The 16,976-nt window shown below is 44.6% G+C and carries 25 protein-coding genes; 2 read left to right on the plus strand and 23 right to left on the minus strand.

The window, feature by feature from the left end; genetic code table 11:
* Positions 1-17 precede the first annotated feature (17 nt).
* The 9 genes from INP79_RS08310 to INP79_RS08350 all read right to left on the minus strand — a co-directional run bounded on the left by INP79_RS08310 (position 18) and on the right by INP79_RS08350 (position 6,123).
* Positions 18-242 (minus strand): hypothetical protein, encoded by a 225-nt coding sequence (locus tag INP79_RS08310; protein ID WP_194753713.1) that lies wholly within the window; start codon positions 240-242, stop codon positions 18-20.
* A 538-nt stretch (positions 243-780) separates the two neighbouring features.
* On the minus strand, positions 781-1,068 hold the full coding sequence (locus tag INP79_RS08315; protein ID WP_194753714.1) for a hypothetical protein: 288 nt from the start codon (positions 1,066-1,068) through the stop codon (positions 781-783).
* A gap of 222 nt (positions 1,069-1,290) precedes the next feature.
* Positions 1,291-2,400 (minus strand): phage Gp37/Gp68 family protein, encoded by a 1,110-nt coding sequence (locus INP79_RS08320; RefSeq protein WP_194753715.1) that lies wholly within the window; start codon positions 2,398-2,400, stop codon positions 1,291-1,293.
* 167 nt (positions 2,401-2,567) lie between these two features.
* Positions 2,568-3,338 carry a hypothetical protein gene (locus tag INP79_RS08325; RefSeq protein WP_194753716.1) on the minus strand — a complete coding sequence of 257 codons (771 nt, stop codon included), beginning with the start codon at positions 3,336-3,338 and terminating at the stop codon, positions 2,568-2,570.
* 142 nt (positions 3,339-3,480) lie between these two features.
* On the minus strand, positions 3,481-4,395 hold the full coding sequence (locus tag INP79_RS08330) for a DNA cytosine methyltransferase (protein ID WP_194753717.1): 915 nt from the start codon (positions 4,393-4,395) through the stop codon (positions 3,481-3,483).
* A 14-nt stretch (positions 4,396-4,409) separates the two neighbouring features.
* The gene (locus INP79_RS08335; RefSeq protein ID WP_194753718.1) at positions 4,410-4,898 is read right to left on the minus strand and encodes a macro domain-containing protein; all 489 of its coding nucleotides are present in this window, start codon (positions 4,896-4,898) and stop codon (positions 4,410-4,412) included.
* A 123-nt stretch (positions 4,899-5,021) separates the two neighbouring features.
* The gene (locus tag INP79_RS08340; protein ID WP_194753719.1) at positions 5,022-5,357 is read right to left on the minus strand and encodes a hypothetical protein; all 336 of its coding nucleotides are present in this window, start codon (positions 5,355-5,357) and stop codon (positions 5,022-5,024) included.
* 64 nt (positions 5,358-5,421) lie between these two features.
* A complete protein-coding gene (locus INP79_RS08345) occupies positions 5,422-5,640 on the minus strand; it encodes a hypothetical protein (protein WP_194753720.1) in 219 nt (72 codons plus the stop codon).
* 18 nt (positions 5,641-5,658) lie between these two features.
* Positions 5,659-6,123, minus strand: coding sequence for a hypothetical protein (locus INP79_RS08350; RefSeq protein ID WP_194753721.1), 465 nt, complete (start codon positions 6,121-6,123; stop codon positions 5,659-5,661).
* Positions 6,124-6,180: 57 nt separating this feature from the next.
* Here INP79_RS08350 and INP79_RS08355 point away from each other — a divergent pair, with 57 nt between their 5' ends.
* Together INP79_RS08355 and INP79_RS08360 are read left to right on the plus strand one after the other, a co-directional pair.
* On the plus strand, positions 6,181-6,678 hold the full coding sequence (locus INP79_RS08355) for a LexA family transcriptional regulator (protein ID WP_194753722.1): 498 nt from the start codon (positions 6,181-6,183) through the stop codon (positions 6,676-6,678).
* Positions 6,675-7,943: a Y-family DNA polymerase gene (locus INP79_RS08360; RefSeq protein ID WP_194753723.1), complete on the plus strand. Its 1,269-nt coding sequence runs from the start codon at positions 6,675-6,677 to the stop codon at positions 7,941-7,943. The genes INP79_RS08355 and INP79_RS08360 overlap by 4 nt, the downstream gene beginning before the upstream one ends.
* A gap of 48 nt (positions 7,944-7,991) precedes the next feature.
* Here the strand turns inward: INP79_RS08360 and INP79_RS08365 are convergent, their stop codons facing one another.
* From INP79_RS08365 to INP79_RS08430, 14 genes are all read right to left on the minus strand, one after another.
* Positions 7,992-8,243, minus strand: coding sequence for a hypothetical protein (locus INP79_RS08365; RefSeq protein ID WP_194753724.1), 252 nt, complete (start codon positions 8,241-8,243; stop codon positions 7,992-7,994).
* Complete coding sequence (locus INP79_RS08370) at positions 8,236-8,472, minus strand: hypothetical protein (RefSeq protein ID WP_194753725.1); 237 nt, start codon at positions 8,470-8,472, stop codon at positions 8,236-8,238. Before INP79_RS08370 ends, INP79_RS08365 begins: the two co-directional genes overlap by 8 nt.
* A gap of 57 nt (positions 8,473-8,529) precedes the next feature.
* Positions 8,530-8,877: a hypothetical protein gene (locus tag INP79_RS08375; RefSeq protein ID WP_194753726.1), complete on the minus strand. Its 348-nt coding sequence runs from the start codon at positions 8,875-8,877 to the stop codon at positions 8,530-8,532.
* Between the two features lie 84 nt (positions 8,878-8,961).
* Positions 8,962-9,309 (minus strand): hypothetical protein, encoded by a 348-nt coding sequence (locus tag INP79_RS08380; RefSeq protein WP_194753727.1) that lies wholly within the window; start codon positions 9,307-9,309, stop codon positions 8,962-8,964.
* Between the two features lie 10 nt (positions 9,310-9,319).
* Positions 9,320-9,652, minus strand: a complete 333-nt coding sequence (locus tag INP79_RS08385) for a hypothetical protein (protein ID WP_194753728.1) — start codon at positions 9,650-9,652, stop codon at positions 9,320-9,322.
* Positions 9,653-10,232: 580 nt separating this feature from the next.
* On the minus strand, positions 10,233-10,502 hold the full coding sequence (locus INP79_RS08390) for a hypothetical protein (RefSeq protein WP_194753729.1): 270 nt from the start codon (positions 10,500-10,502) through the stop codon (positions 10,233-10,235).
* Positions 10,503-10,541: 39 nt separating this feature from the next.
* Entirely contained in the window at positions 10,542-10,973 is a 432-nt protein-coding gene (locus INP79_RS08395) for a hypothetical protein (protein ID WP_194753730.1), read from the minus strand.
* A 163-nt stretch (positions 10,974-11,136) separates the two neighbouring features.
* Positions 11,137-12,042, minus strand: coding sequence for a hypothetical protein (locus tag INP79_RS08400; protein WP_194753731.1), 906 nt, complete (start codon positions 12,040-12,042; stop codon positions 11,137-11,139).
* A 209-nt stretch (positions 12,043-12,251) separates the two neighbouring features.
* On the minus strand, positions 12,252-13,229 hold the full coding sequence (locus INP79_RS08405; protein WP_194753732.1) for a DnaJ C-terminal domain-containing protein: 978 nt from the start codon (positions 13,227-13,229) through the stop codon (positions 12,252-12,254).
* 188 nt (positions 13,230-13,417) lie between these two features.
* Positions 13,418-14,164 (minus strand): hypothetical protein, encoded by a 747-nt coding sequence (locus INP79_RS08410; RefSeq protein ID WP_194753733.1) that lies wholly within the window; start codon positions 14,162-14,164, stop codon positions 13,418-13,420.
* 55 nt (positions 14,165-14,219) lie between these two features.
* Positions 14,220-14,522: a hypothetical protein gene (locus INP79_RS08415; RefSeq protein ID WP_194753734.1), complete on the minus strand. Its 303-nt coding sequence runs from the start codon at positions 14,520-14,522 to the stop codon at positions 14,220-14,222.
* Between the two features lie 137 nt (positions 14,523-14,659).
* Positions 14,660-14,968, minus strand: coding sequence for a hypothetical protein (locus INP79_RS08420; protein WP_194753735.1), 309 nt, complete (start codon positions 14,966-14,968; stop codon positions 14,660-14,662).
* A gap of 184 nt (positions 14,969-15,152) precedes the next feature.
* Positions 15,153-15,827, minus strand: a complete 675-nt coding sequence (locus INP79_RS08425) for an adenylosuccinate synthase (protein WP_194753736.1) — start codon at positions 15,825-15,827, stop codon at positions 15,153-15,155.
* A 15-nt stretch (positions 15,828-15,842) separates the two neighbouring features.
* Positions 15,843-16,952 (minus strand): SprT-like domain-containing protein, encoded by a 1,110-nt coding sequence (locus tag INP79_RS08430; protein WP_194753737.1) that lies wholly within the window; start codon positions 16,950-16,952, stop codon positions 15,843-15,845.
* Positions 16,953-16,976: the final 24 nt, after the last annotated feature.

A 16,976-nucleotide genomic window follows, 5' to 3' on the forward strand; every position in this document is an offset into this window, starting at 1 on the left:
GAGTGGGTGCCCCATTATCATTCCCCCACCTTACTAGACTTAAGAAATAGGCTACGCATCAGTCGGCATTCAACGTCCAGAATGTCAGCACCATCTTTCAATTGTTGAGCTGCATGCCGGACCTCTGCGATCACTGCGCTCAACTGTTTTAAATCATCGGTGGTTTGCTTGTCTGCAATCGGGTTAATTGCTGTGGCCAGACGGTTAAAAGTCTGTTCCAGCTTGACGTAATCTTGACTCATTTATTGTCCTTTTCATTAGGATTTACTTGAGTTCAGATTAGCACCGGGATACCCAAAATCAAGGCCACAAAGAGCCTAAAACGGGGCGATATTGAAAATGATTTTTGGCGTCGGTTGTGGACTTTATAGGCGCTGGGCTTGCGCTATTATTGTTTGGCTATGCCGCTTGTTTTTCCTTGATAGAACCAAGCCTGCGTTTGCATGAGTCGCAAAAGACTGACATCTCATTAGCATTGTTTACGGGTAGATGCTGCCGGTTGATCACGGGTGCCTGGTTGTAGACATCCCGGCTTGTGAACGTGATCTTCTGAAAGAACACCTCCCCACCACAATGAGGGCAACAATGCGGGGTGCCATCCGTTTTGAAATTCCACTTGATTCGAGAAAAAATATCGACTGCTACTTCTTGAGGGTTGCCCAGAGCTATCATTTAAAGCTGTATGCCAGAAAAATTAAGTTGGAGCAAAGATAAGCATCTGGCATCTCAAAATCAAGGTTGATTACAAAGCAAAAACAGGTTTTATTAAGAACACTGCCCTTATTTGATGACACTGCGGCCGCCATTATTGGCACTTGGATGGTCAATTAAACGTCCCAAAGCGGCGCCAAGATTTGATAATGCCAATACCTGCCCACCCTCGACCGCGTTGCCTGCGGCAATGGCCCTATCAGATAACTGGTTTGCCAATGCCCAGGCTGTTTCTTGATCCAAATTTAGAGTGACGGAGCCGACTGCAATCGATGTGCCATTAGTGGCTTCGATATGCCCGTTGATATTCCCACGCCAGCCACTTTTAATTGGTGACTTTATAGCTTCTTGTTCCATAAATATCCTTAATTTACTCAAATTGTACAACCATACTTGCTCTATTAATTAGGCTATATGCCCGATAGCGAAACAACTGGCCTTCCTAACCCTAAAACAGGCTCCAGTTCCTCGACTTCGCGGGCCTCATGCACAATGCTGTTAAATTCTGAATAGGAATGATCGTGATCACGCCACACAACCTCTGCGTCCTGGGGAAGTTTCTTCAGTTTTTTGATTAAATCACTGACCTTCAAGATGGGCCTCCCTTGGGAATTGGTTGTAAATCTTCCCGTCAAGCACTCGACCAGCCTCTTTTTTTCCGTAACGGACAAGAAATACTCCCTTGCCGCCATGGTCACTGGCACGCCCGTGTGCAATTGTTCCATCTGGCCAGGCAACCTCTGGGGCATCATCAACCTCACAGGATTCAACATTAGGTAGTATTTTTTCCGTTACCAGGTCATAAGCCAGCTTTGATGGCGCATATTCACCCCATTGCTTGAAAAGAAACGGTACGCCAGCTGCTTCGCATTGATCCCGTAAGTCTTGTGCCCATTTAGGATGCATTGGACGCGCATGAGGTCCACTTTCACCTCCCACGATGACCCAATCCAGTCTACGCAGACCGTCTAATTGATTAGTGACGCCATTACCATAAGGATTCTCGGCAGTTGCTGGAGCATTTTCTGGCCAAGCTGCAAGCCACCGTAAAGAAACTGGCCCTAACAGTGGCTCAACGCTCAAAAATCTTACTTTTGCATTGATAGCTAATAGTTTGGGAATATCTCGATCAGCTTCTAACTGGTTGCAAATTGAAATTCCAAGCCAAACATTTTCAGGCCACTCTCCATGCCCCCACATTGAGTTCCTGCCGAGGTCGGTTGCATCCTCAATCATCGATACGACATTCCCGATGCGCTTTGTTAGCAATAGCCAATCAAGATTAGGCGTTGCCTCTATTAGCTTGATTAAGTCGGCACGCCATTCGTGGTCGACCTCTTTGTCAAACACATCTGCCAGACTGGCGCAAAACACACGTCTACGTGTTTTCTCCATGAGCCTAAAGCAATCGCAAATACTCTCATCCGTCTCGTATAGTTCAGCTTCAGTACCGCGTCTACCACATCCCGTGCACTGATAGAACGGCTCTGCATTCCATTGCAGAGGAAGCTTCCAGTTTTTTGCACTGGTCCGCTTGCGTGGCTGACCTTTACCCCATTGGACTGTGTGCATACGATTGTCCATTAGATTCTCGGCGTAACAGTGATCACAAGCCGGGGAAACCTTGGTACAACCCATCCAAGGATTAAAAGTTGAATCCGTCCATTCAATTTTGCTATTTTCACTCATCTCAATATGCCTAAAGTTGTAGGTATTGAATTCAGCCTAGCATTCAGATTGCTAAAATCAAGCTAACGGACTGGCCACTTAATACTTCCGGCTCAATGCCAGGTTATGCGTCCGGCTTACTGCCAGCTTATTCTTCTGCAAGCAAGGCCCAGGTATTCAAAGCCTTATTATCTGAGGTAACTTGGAGCATTTGCGGCCAGATCGTCTAGCCTTATGGCTTCAGCGACAATGCTAGAAATTTCGTGAGACTCATACCTGTCCAAGGATGACATGACTGAACGAAGCTTTAAGAGGCGTTTATTTAATTGGTCCGCTTCATAGAATTTATTACGAGCTTGGCTGGACCACTCCAAAGGATTGTCAATGCCATGCATTGCATTTACTGAATCAACAATCCTGGAAGCGTCGTCTAAAGTCTGAGTGACCTGTTCTGAACCAGTTATGAACGATCCTTCTTGACCATCAACAGTGTTGGCTATGCAATACCTTCCGTCTGGTGCCTGAATAACAAACCAGGGTGTCTCAGACCATGGGGAGCGCGTTAATTGGATATTAGGCATGGCACCATCATCATCTGGCACATTTTCACTTCCATCTGCGCATTGACGCCCCTTTGCCAATGCTTCTGCATGAACGCGGAACTTGGTAGCAGTGCTCTCGTAGTGGTTTTGTAAACCGCGTAGAGCCTTCGCGAGCGTTGTACTATCATGCTCTGACAACCAAGCTGAATGAGTACCAAAGCCTGAGCTTTTGGCCGTATAGATCACGTCACCTTCGTATTCACGTCTTTCGACGTACAGGGTAGACATGCGATTCATTCCACTGGACTGAATACCGGTTGCAGAAACAAACTCTTCTGGATCGCGAGACTTATGTACTGTCCAGTTATATCCTGGCATCAGTTTTTTTAACTCTTCTCGGAAGGATGATATTTTCATTTTTTAATCCCATAATTTGTTGATAGCACCAAACTATCATTGGAATTCTGTAAATCAATATCTCCAGCGAATCTCGCCACTCGAACCGGCCACTTAATACTTCCGTCTCAATGCCGGGTTATGCTTCCGGCTTACGGTCAGGTTATGCTGCTGCCCGCAAGGCGACTAGGATATCTCTCGCTTGTGGTGGACAAACAGCGTTGCCAAGCATGAACATTGCATCTTTATGAGTTCTCGGCAGCTTATACTCTGGCGAGAACCCCATAGCTAACTTGGCTTCAGGTATTTGTAGCATTCTCATGCGATCACCATCTACAACAGCCCATCTGTCGCGGGTGGTTATTGTCCCTATCGGACGGTGAATACTTCGACCAGTCAAACCGCTACCTTTTGAATAATATGGAGCTACAAATCTATCGCCAAATTTAGCTCGGCCAGCCGCGATACGCGACAAGGTGTTTTTACTTCTGCCTGGCTTTTCAATTGGCTTCCATTTTTCTGAATCCCATTGAATTACCTCACCTATTGGGCGATGCTCACGTCTCTCCAGATTAAGTTCTAGCGGGTGTTTTGACTGTGTGCAAATTAAGAATAGGCGCTCTCGGTGTTGTGGCACGCCGTGATCTGCTGAATCCAGGATGTGTGGTGCAACTGCGTATCCAAGACTGTGCATTGCATGCAGCCACGCTGGGTACAACTGCCACTCTGTAAATTGAGGCACATTCTCTACAACAATTGCCGGTGTTCGGTGGTATTCAGCGCAGGAAACGACTGCCCAAGCCGTTGATCGTAATGCGTCATGGTGTGGGCGCTCTTTTCCCCTGGCAGGACTGTGCCCTTGACATGCAGGGGATGCCAGAATGACATCATGTTTCGGCACTAACCTCCAGTCCGCTTGCTGAAGATCCTGGCAAGCATGCTCCGTCTCTGGATGGTTCTCACTATGAATGTCTACAGCTTGGCGCCAATGATTGGCAGCCCATTTAACAGTGACATTCGCTTGTCTAGCACCTTCGCTGAATCCTCCAGCTCCGGCAAATAAATCAATCGCAATCATGTTGATGCGGGGCCTTAAAAATCATAGACACACACATTGATACCCTGTTCTATCAGGGTTTCAATGATGATTGGTTCTATTACTTCCCAGCGCCCACCAGCCAGTCCACACCCAATGCGTGGCATGTGCACGGAAGCATTTTCCTGTTTGGCGAATTCTGCAACCTCCTGAAGTCCCTTTCTGACGGCAGCATACCGAATCGGCGCCGGTGATTTTGTATCGCTAGGGGTACGAATCCCCGACTGGCCAATAATATTCGCCACAACTAAATTCACGTCGACAGTAATAAATTGGACTTCACCCAAGCCAGGATTTTGGCGTGAAGAAAATGCTGCTCGATATACAGCCTCCGGTGACTTCCAGCGCTTGCTAATAGCCAGCACAAAGCCTTTTCCCCATTTGCCGATATCGTTGCATATGTGAACGATTATCCGTGGGTCATTACCCTTTGGGTTTGTTGCATCTCCCTTTAAGTAAGTGATGCAGTTTTGATTGCCTGTCATATCTACTCCAAATTAGCTATGAATTAAGAGTAGCATCCGTATTTGCAAAAGCAATGTCACAAAGCAAATGAAAAAAGGCTTAACTAGTAAGCCTTTAGTCAAACAAACTTTGTATTTTTTGACTTAGTGTTTAGTCAACTCTTCCAGCCCGGTCTGGTCCATGAAACACTTAATTCCAAACGTAGTATCTTCAAACCCTACGTTTATGTTTTGAACAAACCGGACATTATCTGCCTTGCTTCTTAACTGCATGGTGACCTGATATTCACCAGTGACAGCGCAAATTCTTTCCACATTACCATTGCGCTGGGGTAGAGCGACAAATAAATTGGACGGCTCCATTTTTTTAGTATCTATGCCGCAACAATTTGCAATTAGAGTTTGGCCATTGGTATTTGCTTTGGGCCAGGCAATTTTTTGTGAATGCTTTACTTGAATACTCGGGTGGAATACTGACATTTACTTTCTCCTGATAAAAATGAATTTACCTTATCAGTAAAATTCTCATCTTCAAGATACTGCCTTAACTAATTCCATTTACAACGGTGTAGCCTTTATTCAAATATGGGGTGTCCCCACTGGATAAATGGTCAATTTCAATATCTGTTAAATCATCGACATGAATTATTTGTATTTCCCCATACAAGCCATCGGTTATGCTGCCTCCAATAAGAGCTACATTATGTTTTTTGCAAATAGCCTCAATTTCGTCAACCACTTCCTGAGCTTTGAATTTATCCATCATCTTCTCCGTCAAAATTTACAGCCGCACAACCTTTGGCCAACGCTCATGCTCTATCAGCTCAAAATATTCAGCCGGCGTGGGCACTGTTACGACATAAACTCTTTCTTCACCCTGTGGCGTGCGCACAAGCAAGGCTTCGATAGCTTCACCGTCTTTCAAATCAAACCAATATGACTTTCTGCTTGGTTTCCTTTTTGGATGTTCTGGATCAATCGTTTCATGGGCAGCCTTTTCCATGAACTTATCAACTTCCAGATAAGCAATCGTTGGGTTAAAACGGTCCCATTTGTGATGATCTATTGAATCTTGACGTGCCCAGCCGGTGACTGGCAAAGGACTACCATCAATTTCACCCTGGCGACGCCCCCATACCACAGGCTGATCTCTACCTTGGATTGGCAGTCGTGCCAAAGGAACTGGAAAGTAGGTCCGGACTGGTTCTACTTTACCGGGAACCCTGAATTCAACGCCACCGCACATAGGCACATCCTTTCTCTCTTACAGACAGACAATTTCAACTGCGGTAAAATCCTCACCATGGATTCCAAGCTGAACAATATAGTCGATTTTGAAGCTGCAAGGGCTGAGAAACTTGCCGATGTGTCATTGAACAATGTCAGCGCGATATACAACCTTGTAGCAGGCAAACCTGTCAAACTTCCTTTGTACGCGTCCGCTGTGCGGGCCGGAGGCTTTGAAAACCCAGCCAGCGACTATATTGAAAGTGACATCGACCCCACCGAATACCTAATTGATAATCCAAATGCGGCCATGCTGTTGCGCGTCAAGGGCGACAGTATGATTGAAGCGGAAATCTTCGATGGAGACATCATCGTTGCCGATACCAAAATCGAAGCTCATGTTGGGGATATCGTTGTCGCTGAAACCGACGAAGGTTATACCGTAAAGTACCTTGGAAAGCATTGTCTTATTCCTGGCAACCCAAACTACCCCACCATGTACTTTAAGGACATGCAGGAGTTGCGATTGGTTGGGGTTGTCATAAGCAAGATGAAACGCTTGAAAAGACGATGAAGAAAAGCTATTACTTAATTGATGGCAACTCGTTTTATGTATCAGCGCACACTGCTTTTGATCCTACACTGAGGGGGAAACCTGTAGTCGTTCTTTCCAATAATGACGGATGTGTGGTGGCTTTAAATGCAGAAGCAAAACACAAGATAAAACGTGGAACGCCTTTTTTCCAAATCAAAAACGATCCTGAACTCAGAGATGTGGTGGCACTGAGTAGCAACTATGCGCTCTATGCTTCAGTAAGCACCAAGTTCATGAATCTCATAGGTGAATATTCACCAAACCAATTTTTATACAGCATTGACGAAAGTTTCCTCGATTGCACAGGCATACCAGGCCGCCATGTAACGCGTGCAATGGAGATCAAGCACAGATGTAAGAAAGAATTGCGATTGCCCGTTTGCGTTGGAATAGGAGAAACCCTTACCCTGGCCAAGTTAGCAAATCACATCGCCAAAAAAGATGCCAATTTTGAAGGCGTAGTTGATTTAAACGAGTGGGAACCTCATCGATTAATCGAAAAGTTCAGCTTAACTGATGTTTCAGAAATTTGGGGCGTCGGAAAGCGTTACGCTTTACGCCTCAATAAGCTGGGAATACTGTCTGTTCAAGACCTCAAAAATGCCGATCCTGAGTTTATCAGGCAACAGTTCTCAGTCGTTCTGGAGAAAACAGTACGCGAGCTAAATGGCGTCGCATGTATAGAGTTTGAAGAAGACCGAGCGGAAAAAAAGCAAATCATGAGCTCCCGATCCTTTGGTCACGCAGTAAGAAGCCTGTCCAGTTTGCAGGAAGCCGTGTCTACCTTTTTAAGCCGAGCTGCAGAGAAATTGAGAGCGCAAGGATCTCATGCGCGTGTATTGACTGTTCACATATCTACCAGTCAATTTGGCGACGGTCCTAAATATGGCGAAAGTATTACCGTCCGGCTGCCTTCGCCTACCAACGACATCCTACAGCTGAATGTTGTGGCCATGAGGCTGCTCAAAAAGATTTATCGAAGCGGATATGAATATCGACGCGCTGGAGTCATGCTGGACGACATTACACCGCCAGGATACATTCAATCCGACCTACTTGGTATTGTCCCTTCAGACGGCAAACGCCAGGCATTGATGTCTACCCTCGACAAGATAAACGCAAAGCTGGGTAAGAACGTAGTGCATGTGGGGACGCTTGGAAATAGTCCCGACTGGAAAATGCGCCAAGATTATCCCAGCCCTCGCTTTACGACTCAAATATCAGACATCCCAATAGCGCGCTAGGAGCCGTTTAAATTAACTGGCCCAACCGTTACCATTGGCTTACTTTTTTTATTCAGTCTGATTTAAGAAATCGTAGCCAACTCTGTCGAAATAATCATTTGCCAACCGTGATTCATCAGATCCATGCCGAGATAAATTATCTGGACGCGGGTCGGCCACCGTATTTTGCAAATAGCAAAGGTCAGCAATAAATCCATGCAGGACTTCAACCGGCGTTGTGTTAATTTCCTTGCACATATCGAGAAATTCCTGCGGCAGGCCTAATTCAATGTACTGTGGAAAAATACTACTCTCACTCATAACTCTTAACCCTATCTATTGTCATGATGACTAATCTCCATAAAAGAATAGCAATCATTAATATAAAACCGCTCATAATCATGCTCACGGCCAGTGACAATGGGTAGGCCAGCATCTCCCCGCCAAAGGTGCCCTTGCCCAGGAGGACTTCCGCCGGCTGAAGCAGCTGAGTCGATATAACGATGCTCAGCAACAGTACAATTAAAGTCAGGTTGTTCTTGTTGATCATAATTATCCTGTCAAGACATTGGCCATGTGTAACCAGATCATTTAATTCTGGGCAAGCTTAATTATTATCCTGTTGTTCTGCACTAAACAACGGAGCTACCAACATCATAATAAACAATAACCACATACTTCCGGCCATCCACCACCATCCAAATTTGTCGAATTGGAGGATTATGTGTGCCGCGGGTGCGCCTAAACAAGTTCCACAGTCTCCCATTTCATTGGCGATCGCTACCAACGTTGGAGAAAACAACGCGTATAGTGTTGCCAGGCATGCAACAAGACCCGCAAGAACGTGAATGCCATATCGATACCCAATATAAAATGGCAACAGAATAAATCCAGCCAATCCAATACCAGCGATCATACCGCTGATTAAACCACCACCGCTGTTTTCGTCACTCATACTATCCCCATCTATTGAAGCAAGTTTTTATCAATCGTGATTGAGTAATGCCTGGTACTGGCTTAGAGCTTAATATCGGTTTGTTCAAACAGGGCATTTAACTTCTTTGCGATTCGAACTAATATTAGGTAAATCAGTTGCTTTTTCACCAGTACGCATTTTATTAAAATCAACCAGTCTCATTTCGTCTCGGTAACAAGTATCACCGACCTTAACAAGCTTCCAGCCAGTCTGAAATGATCCTTTTTTAATTTCGCAGTCACCCTTTTTAGGAGTTCCTAAATTCACTGGCATCTTGCAATTAGGTGAGCCAATAATAGTGGCCGTATATTCGGTGTCCTTAATTTCTGAATCTAAGACTACTTCTGTAGCTTCTCCAGCATGGGCTATTGTTGAAGCAGCAATCAATATTGATAAGAATCGTTTTTTCATGGTTTCCCCTTTATTGTTTCAACCTTTTCATAACCGGCATTACTTCATATCGAGATTGATCGTAGCCCAAAACAAGCATAACGCTGGTACCCAACGAACTAACATCCTCGATATCAACAGTGCCACCTTCATATTTGTAGAATTTATCCTCAAGCCAGCTTTTAAAGTCAGGCTGGATATCAATACACAGCTTGATGATGCCCAAGCCTCTCACATCATTTTTTGCAGTTCCATAAAGGCCATCCAGTACGTTGCACACCTTTTCATAAAAGGCTTTGTCCGAAGCCTCAAAGTTTGCTTTTAAAGCTTGATTGGCGCTGTACGCCTCAATTAAGTCAGTCATTTTCGTACCTTGTTTGGCTAGACGCAAATCGCGTTCTAGTTTTTGTATTAGTCATTGTATGCAATGTTCTCACATACACCAGACTCGTTCTTGCACTGGTCACATGATTTGCAATCGAAGCAATAAGGGCACCCGCAATCCGCTCCACCACAGTGACAGCAATCGAATAAATAGGCACAGTCTTTCTTTTGTTCTTTAAATGTCATTGCCTTAGTCCCTTCAGCCCGTGCGGCCGATTGTTCAACTCTGGATTTCATCATTCCAGCTTGTAACGGCTTTAACTTTGACAACCTTATTCAATGGCTCACCACAATCACTGCACTTGGGTTTACTTTCACTGGTGATTCTGAAATTATCTGTATCGATCTCATTCCCGTTCCATTGATAAGACCGATTACAGGAGCTGATCATGTTTGTGTAGAATCCGCTTCGTCCACCACAGTGTGGGCATTTGTCTGCCAGTATCTTCATCATTAACCGCTTACATATTGATTGATAACTTCAATCTAACATGGCGCATTTAGAAAGCAACACGCATCCTCAGCATGAATAAAACTTAATAATCACTTTTTCTACCTTCTCATTTACGTGCATTCCAAGCAATTTCTGCCTTTGGCCCAATAACAATCTTTACACGACTATTAGCCTTTTTCATAATGGTATCAGCTTGCTCACGAGACCTTGCCAATGCCAATTCAATTGGGTCGGACTCATTGAGAATTGAAACTGAAACATCAAACTTTCTGCCTTGGTCTCTATAGAAGTTCAATATAGCTTGCTCTTCCTCAGTCAACATGGCAAAGATTCGGCCATCGAGTGCTTTGATTGCATCAAGAGTTGGGATTGTCATTTAAAGGCTCCTAGCAACAAATTGTTAAGCGTTAAATTTTCATGACTTTTCATGAAAACAACGGACGTTCTTTATTCCACTGCAGTCCACGTCCGGCGGCACTTTAGTATAGACAACGGTAATTTTTCCGGCTTGGCTCATTATTCTAACCAACCCGCCATAACTATTTCTAATAACATTTTCAGCATAATCTGGAGAAATGAGATGTATTGCATCATTATTTCTAATAGTTTCGAAAGATTGCTCTTTTAAGGAATCATCATCAGTTCTATAGACCATGCGAGCCAACACAATATTTTTTGTTAGCTCACCATCTGGGATAGAAGGCTCATCCATATAAAGTATACGGGCCGATTTGATAAGCTGGTCAGCCTGGTACGCAATAGCTTCTTCTGGACTCATTTTGTTGAAATTGCAGCTTGCTAAAAGTGTGCCGCATATCACCACTGCAGCGACAGTTAATTTATACATTCGGATGGTCCTTTTTTATACACACGGCATCCCAGTTTTTAGGGATTGGCCCAAGTAGTCCAAATCTACCCGGGCCGGTACAACGTTTATCTAGAAGAGAGAGGAATCTAGATAATTTAATCCTATAACAAGATTTAGGGTAATCAAGAAGGATGGTCTAAATTTATTTATCTTCTTGCTCTGTTAGTAAGCTAAATGCCTTAGATCCAGCCTCCATAAAGCCTTGATGATTTTCTATATATAGTTCTTTTATTTCCTCAATTGGATAGACTTCAAAATAATTAATCGCTAAATTAAGTTGCGCTTCTATCCAGGGAGATATTAATTTCTTGAAATCATCTTCAGAACAATTTTCCAATTTTTCTGATAAAAATTGCTGGAAATCATCCCTTTCGTAGAGCTCAAGCATGGCAAATCGTTGGCCTAAAATATAAGCAATGCCAAAGGTAAGCACCATCGGTATCACTTGAGCATACGCTTTACAGAGAGCGCCCCAATACTGACCTAATCTCAAGATACTGGTTTTACGATCAACGTTTAATTTAAATCCCTCCAGGGTGTCTGCCACAATTGTTTGATCTTCCACATTTAGCCTCCACCACTTTGCCAGTCGCTGAGGCAGCGTTGACATCCATTTACTATTTGGACTAACTAAAAAAATTTCTTCACCAATTTTTCTAGTGACGGCTTTCCTGGCAGTAGGGGAAACTTCATATATGGCTTCTACCGCTAGTTTAATGCTCCACTTGAAACCGGTGCTATCTGTATCAGGGTTGTGCCGATCATTAAAAGGAAGTGGCTTATGCATCTGAAGGAAAAGAATTTCGGACTGTTCTCTTACTCTTTCTTTAAGTTCACCTTCTGAGATATCTTCATCAAAAGGTCCAGGGATTAGGTCGGATTTTACTGCATTGGTTAGTGCATGCCAGTCATCCCAAAACATAAGTTTGGCTGTGACTTCCTGTAATTTTGATAATTGAAAATGTGGATAGATTTCGTGTAGCTGCTTGGCAACTTTTTTTGCACGATCAATAGATGGTGGGACTACTGGAGATATTGGAAATGCCATGGTTTTTCCTTGTTAAAGGCAACTATCCCGCTTCATTGCATTCTTCAAGAAAAAAATTGGACACAATTCAATTCACAACTCGATGTTAGTTAACTTCGCCAGTGCGGGAGGCGCGGTGTCGGTCACCACGCAACAATTTTACCAGATTTACTCTGGTCTGACAGGTATCTTAGTTTCGATAGTTATATAGATTGTACGCATCCATTCTTTTAGGCTTCCAAATCCAGGATGGTCTTTATTTGTTCATCTGTTAGCCGTCTTTTTGACTTAGGCAATACAATCAATACGCTCAGTATCAGATCACCAGATTCACCCAGGTTATTCACCAATCCCATTCCTGATAATCTTATTTTTTTACCTGAATTTGTCCTTGGCTGAATATTAACAAGTGCCTTTTTACCAGTCGGTAGATCTATTTCCGTAGACCCACCTAGTAAAGCTAAACTGTATGGCACTTTTAAGCTGCCAGTTACATCCATACCGGTAAACTTAAATCCATCCTTTGATTTAATAGTTATTTTTATTTCAAGGTCACCATTTACGCCACCAGATTCAAAGTATTTACTTTGTTTACCCAGTTTCTTAACCACTAGAACACTGCCATCAACTACACCTTTTGGTATGTTAATTTGATTGGTGATCGTTTCGTAAACGAGGCCATCGCCATCACATTTTTTACAATATTGATGAGTCTGACCAAACCCATTGCAAAACCTACAATATGATCTACCACTCCGGCTTGTCGATCCGCAATGTTTACATCCAACCAGATAAGTACCTACACCATCACAATCAGGACAAATTCTCACTTCTTTTCTTGTGTAGCTTATTTTTCCGCCATTCAATGCAACATCTAAGGTGATGGTTGTTTTCCATTTTACATTGCCACCTCTTGGATAATATCGCTCACGCCATGAATCAAATTCTTCATCCTCTCGTTCTTGCTCTCTTGGACTTTGATGTGTTCCGTGATTGCATTGCAATCTATCATATCTATCTCGCAATATCTGATTACTGAGCGTGTTGTATGCCTGCTGAATTTCCTTGAATTTAATCTCAGCCTCATTTTTATCAATAGATTCCCTGTGGCGGTCCGGATGCCATTGCATCGCGGCTCTTTTGTAGGCAATCCGAATCTCTTCATCTGTTGCATCAACAGAAACGCTCAACACATTGTAATAATCCAAACACAACCCCCTATCTGTAACCAGTTGATATGCACGTATTGCATTTGCACATCTGGCTGGCACGAACATTATCCATGGCGTCTTGGATTGTAACAAATCCCCTGACGTGTTCACCATCCTCGGGAAAACGGCACCCTTTCTTCAGGGTAACAATCAGGGAATGGCGCTTTTGGAAATCAACACTCGTCCTAAACATGAATGAAAATCGGTCGCTCTACCTCGGACTTTCTTAGGTTTCCTATAAGGAAGGGTTGGCCTTCCTGGATTTCGTAAAGTTTAATAATGAAATCATGCATGGCGTTTTCGTCAATCTGCAGATCATTAATCTCTAGGAAGCGATGCACATCCATATTATTCATTGGCCGTGAATGGCGATGAACTTCCAAAATGTCCAGGGCATAGAAAATATCGTGATCGATATTGAATTTTCGTTGGCTTTTTGGCTTCTGTACGTCCCACCGCTTAAATATCAACAGGCTTAACAAATCCTGAACGAATTGCCTGAACATGTCTTTATGCATACCCTCTTTAAATTCGAAAGAGAAATAAAGCAGCTGACGTGACCAAGCGGTTACATGACCACTCATATTTGCCATACTTTTTGGCGCCGCCAGTATCTCTATAGGGCCTTTACTAACAAGTTTTTCAATTTCCATTTCGGAAATTGAACTGACTGATTTTGCAAGGTAAAGAGTATTTGGGCGCCCTTGAAATAGGCAGTAATCCTTTTTTGCCCAGGCCCGCTCTAAAAATGACGCCAGAGTGTCGGTTTCGTCCAGTATTGGTTCGACGTACATGACATTTGTGAGCACTTCAATAATCAAACGCCAGCGAACACGCTCTTTCTGTCCTGGGTACGATTCATTGACAATCAATCCTTCAGGCGTAATGAAGTTGAAGTCATTTCCAGTGCTTTCAATTACGAAGTGCTGCATGCTTCCCCCGGTTAAATTAGCTTGCAGTATAAATTATCCTGAAGGATAACTCTGGTCAGACTACCTGGCCCAGCTGCTTACTGTACTCTTTGTACTTTTCAACTTTCGCCACCTTCATGGTGATCGCCGCGATGTCCGGCTTCAACTCAATGCCTCGGCTGGCCAGCACTTGCAGTGAGCCGAGTAAGTCATTCCATTCAGCGGAAATCCGGTCACGGTTGCTTGTCGGCAAGTCGCGCTGTTCATCAATGCCAAAGCGTATGGCCTTCGACACATGGTTTTGCAGTGCCAATAACTCCAAGGCGAGTTCGCCCAGCTCTTCGGAAAACACAAGTAATGCATTTTGGTCTTCAGTCATATTATGCCTTTCAGTCAATATCAAAAGATTGGCCCGAGCAGTGCAAATCTACCCGGGCCGTTACAACGCTTATCTAGGAGACTAATCTAGATAATTTCATCATATGGCGTAATAACTGATAGTCAATAGCTGGCATCTTACAAAGTGCTGTATGCCTTCTCTTTCCTGAATTTATCCATTTCGGTGGTTAAATGTTTCCTGGCTTCATTAGCGTTTTCCAACTGGACAGTGAATAACATGTTCCCCCATAACGGGCCTTGCCAGTCGTTATAGTCCCTAAACTCGTACTCAAGCCGTTTTGCTTCAATCTTTGCATCTTCATATGGCAGATTATCAATAAACGCGCCATATTTAACCCATTTGTACTGCATCTGTATGCTGTACCTTGCGACCTCATTGAAGGTGCTTGTGTATTTTTCTAATAAATCATCTTCTTTGCTGGCCATACCTATCCTTTGTATTCGCCACAAACACCATGCCGGTTGCCTGTTTTCACGTCAGTGAATACGCCAAGTCGACCTGACAGCCAGGCTCGATGGAATTCTGTCCCTGCAAAAATGCGTCGTAGGCGTCGAGGAAAGTCTTTATGTGAATAGCCATGTGCGAAACACAACCAAAGTAGTTTTTTGATCATGAGGCTTTTTCTTCACGCTCATGTCTTTTAAGGACACCACGTTCGTTAAACATAGTAGGGTCTTTCTGGCTCAGCTTCAGTTGCATCAACTCCAGGTTTCTGTTTTTTAAATCTTCTTTAAGCTTGATGTTCTCGGTCAGGTAGCGGGTGGCCTGGCGCTTGGACTCTTTAATCCACTCGTTCATTTGCTCGACATCGCCCACTCTGGACAGCAACCGTACAAGCAACCATTGCTCACGGTCGCAGTCTGGCTCGAACATATCCGCACGCAGCGCCTCATTGTATTTGACGTAGCCATCCTTGATCTTACTGGCTGGCCCGGCAACAACTTTCAGGTGGCCACGCTCATTGGCATAGATTAAGCCCCACTTCTCAGGCAACTCTTCCGGCTTGATCAAATCAGTCGGGCAGATGTAATAGCGATATCGCCCCATGCCAGCCGTCCGGTGCTTTTTATGCTTGTCGGCCAGAAAGTCTGCCCGGGTGGCCTTGGCCTCCAGGACAATACTGATGACCGCATTGGCATTAATTCTGAAGCCGATGGCATCCGGTATCTCGCCATCCCACCCACTGCGCAACTCACGCGCCGCCACGATACAGCCATGGCCGCCTTGAGAGTTTGGCCGCTTGAGCCACTTCACGCCCAATTCAGTTAACGTTTTGTGATCCATACCTAAATAAGTCCTTTATGATTTATCCAGACTATCATCGGCATCCGCTAAATCAACGTCATCCTCAGTGTCCATTTCGGAATCGCTCAATTCCTTCGCATCGACAAACTTGGCGTGACCGCAACCATCGCGTCCGCAGATAAGTACCATTTCGGACTTTCCCCATGCGCTGTCGTGACAGGATGGGCAGGTATACTTCACGCGCTTACCGGACTTGGCCCGGGCGACTTGCCTCTTTACCAGTCTTGCCGCGACTTTGGTGTGCATGTCGGGGTTGCTCAACACTTCGACTGGATCCACGTGCACGATGTCGGCGCCAATCGCAGCAGACAGTTGTTTCTCTACGATGATGGCAGGGGTACTCACGGCGGCTGGCTGAATGTTCAATACGGGCGTTTTTTTTCGCCCTCTGGTACTCTTACCCTTACCCGACTCGTTTTTTAGCCTCTCAACCTCTGCCTCAACTTCTTTTCTCTGATCTTCAGCATGCTTAATGTCATCAATGGACGGCGCACGCATTAAAGTCAGGTTTGGATACCTGTCATACCAGAGCAATCCAAAATCGCTCTCTAGCAGCTCGCGGGTGGCCATGATAAACTTGCCGTTCTCAGCGATGTAGTGCGACATGCGCTCACCTACCCTATCGCCGCCCGGGAAACCAGTGCTACTGGTAATCAGGCCGATCTCATACATCATCTCCGAAAACTCTTTATCGTGGTAACCAGAGCGAACGTCACGGCCAAAATGGTACTGAAGGCTATGTACCATTTCGTGACTTAGTGTGCTGAGCACTTCTTCCACCGACCGAACGGCAAAGAACTCAGGGTTCAGTGAAATCTCATCCGCTGGCACCCCATCTTTGTTGGTATATCTTCCAGGAGAGTAATGACCACGACTGGTTTTCTTTCTGGACATGACAATCAGAGCGCCCGGGAGCTTACCGTCAAACAGGCGTTCGTTGTAAAAGTCATAGGCACGCTGCAAGGCATCGTAGATTTCCTTTGTGGCATTCACCTTTTCTGGTACTTTATGGACTTGCTCTGTTTTACCTTCAACGCCCGCATCCTCCGTGGGCGTTTTTTCTGGAATGTACACTCCAGATAATTCAGAGGCGACCTGTGTCACCGTTCCATCTTCCGCAAACAGGCT

The organism is Methylophilus sp. QUAN (assembly GCF_015354445.1).
GTDB lineage: Bacteria > Pseudomonadota > Gammaproteobacteria > Burkholderiales > Methylophilaceae > Methylophilus.

Excerpts from the sequence above, each read along its gene's own strand:
- INP79_RS08310 (WP_194753713.1), bottom strand. The coding sequence starts at position 242 with ATGAGTCAAGATTACGTCAAGCTGGAACAGACTTTTAACCGTCTGGCC.
- INP79_RS08315 (WP_194753714.1), bottom strand. The coding sequence starts at position 1,068 with ATGGAACAAGAAGCTATAAAGTCACCAATTAAAAGTGGCTGGCGTGGG.
- INP79_RS08320 (WP_194753715.1), bottom strand. The coding sequence starts at position 2,400 with ATGAGTGAAAATAGCAAAATTGAATGGACGGATTCAACTTTTAATCCT.
- INP79_RS08325 (WP_194753716.1), bottom strand. The coding sequence starts at position 3,338 with ATGAAAATATCATCCTTCCGAGAAGAGTTAAAAAAACTGATGCCAGGA.
- INP79_RS08330 (WP_194753717.1), bottom strand. The coding sequence starts at position 4,395 with ATGATTGCGATTGATTTATTTGCCGGAGCTGGAGGATTCAGCGAAGGT.
- INP79_RS08335 (WP_194753718.1), bottom strand. The coding sequence starts at position 4,898 with ATGACAGGCAATCAAAACTGCATCACTTACTTAAAGGGAGATGCAACA.
- INP79_RS08340 (WP_194753719.1), bottom strand. The coding sequence starts at position 5,357 with ATGTCAGTATTCCACCCGAGTATTCAAGTAAAGCATTCACAAAAAATT.
- INP79_RS08345 (WP_194753720.1), bottom strand. The coding sequence starts at position 5,640 with ATGGATAAATTCAAAGCTCAGGAAGTGGTTGACGAAATTGAGGCTATT.
- INP79_RS08350 (WP_194753721.1), bottom strand. The coding sequence starts at position 6,123 with ATGTGCGGTGGCGTTGAATTCAGGGTTCCCGGTAAAGTAGAACCAGTC.
- INP79_RS08355 (WP_194753722.1), top strand. The coding sequence starts at position 6,181 with ATGGATTCCAAGCTGAACAATATAGTCGATTTTGAAGCTGCAAGGGCT.
- INP79_RS08360 (WP_194753723.1), top strand. The coding sequence starts at position 6,675 with ATGAAGAAAAGCTATTACTTAATTGATGGCAACTCGTTTTATGTATCA.
- INP79_RS08365 (WP_194753724.1), bottom strand. The coding sequence starts at position 8,243 with ATGAGTGAGAGTAGTATTTTTCCACAGTACATTGAATTAGGCCTGCCG.
- INP79_RS08370 (WP_194753725.1), bottom strand. The coding sequence starts at position 8,472 with ATGATCAACAAGAACAACCTGACTTTAATTGTACTGTTGCTGAGCATC.
- INP79_RS08375 (WP_194753726.1), bottom strand. The coding sequence starts at position 8,877 with ATGAGTGACGAAAACAGCGGTGGTGGTTTAATCAGCGGTATGATCGCT.
- INP79_RS08380 (WP_194753727.1), bottom strand. The coding sequence starts at position 9,309 with ATGAAAAAACGATTCTTATCAATATTGATTGCTGCTTCAACAATAGCC.
- INP79_RS08385 (WP_194753728.1), bottom strand. The coding sequence starts at position 9,652 with ATGACTGACTTAATTGAGGCGTACAGCGCCAATCAAGCTTTAAAAGCA.
- INP79_RS08390 (WP_194753729.1), bottom strand. The coding sequence starts at position 10,502 with ATGACAATCCCAACTCTTGATGCAATCAAAGCACTCGATGGCCGAATC.
- INP79_RS08395 (WP_194753730.1), bottom strand. The coding sequence starts at position 10,973 with ATGTATAAATTAACTGTCGCTGCAGTGGTGATATGCGGCACACTTTTA.
- INP79_RS08400 (WP_194753731.1), bottom strand. The coding sequence starts at position 12,042 with ATGGCATTTCCAATATCTCCAGTAGTCCCACCATCTATTGATCGTGCA.
- INP79_RS08410 (WP_194753733.1), bottom strand. The coding sequence starts at position 14,164 with ATGCAGCACTTCGTAATTGAAAGCACTGGAAATGACTTCAACTTCATT.
- INP79_RS08415 (WP_194753734.1), bottom strand. The coding sequence starts at position 14,522 with ATGACTGAAGACCAAAATGCATTACTTGTGTTTTCCGAAGAGCTGGGC.
- INP79_RS08420 (WP_194753735.1), bottom strand. The coding sequence starts at position 14,968 with ATGGCCAGCAAAGAAGATGATTTATTAGAAAAATACACAAGCACCTTC.
- INP79_RS08425 (WP_194753736.1), bottom strand. The coding sequence starts at position 15,827 with ATGGATCACAAAACGTTAACTGAATTGGGCGTGAAGTGGCTCAAGCGG.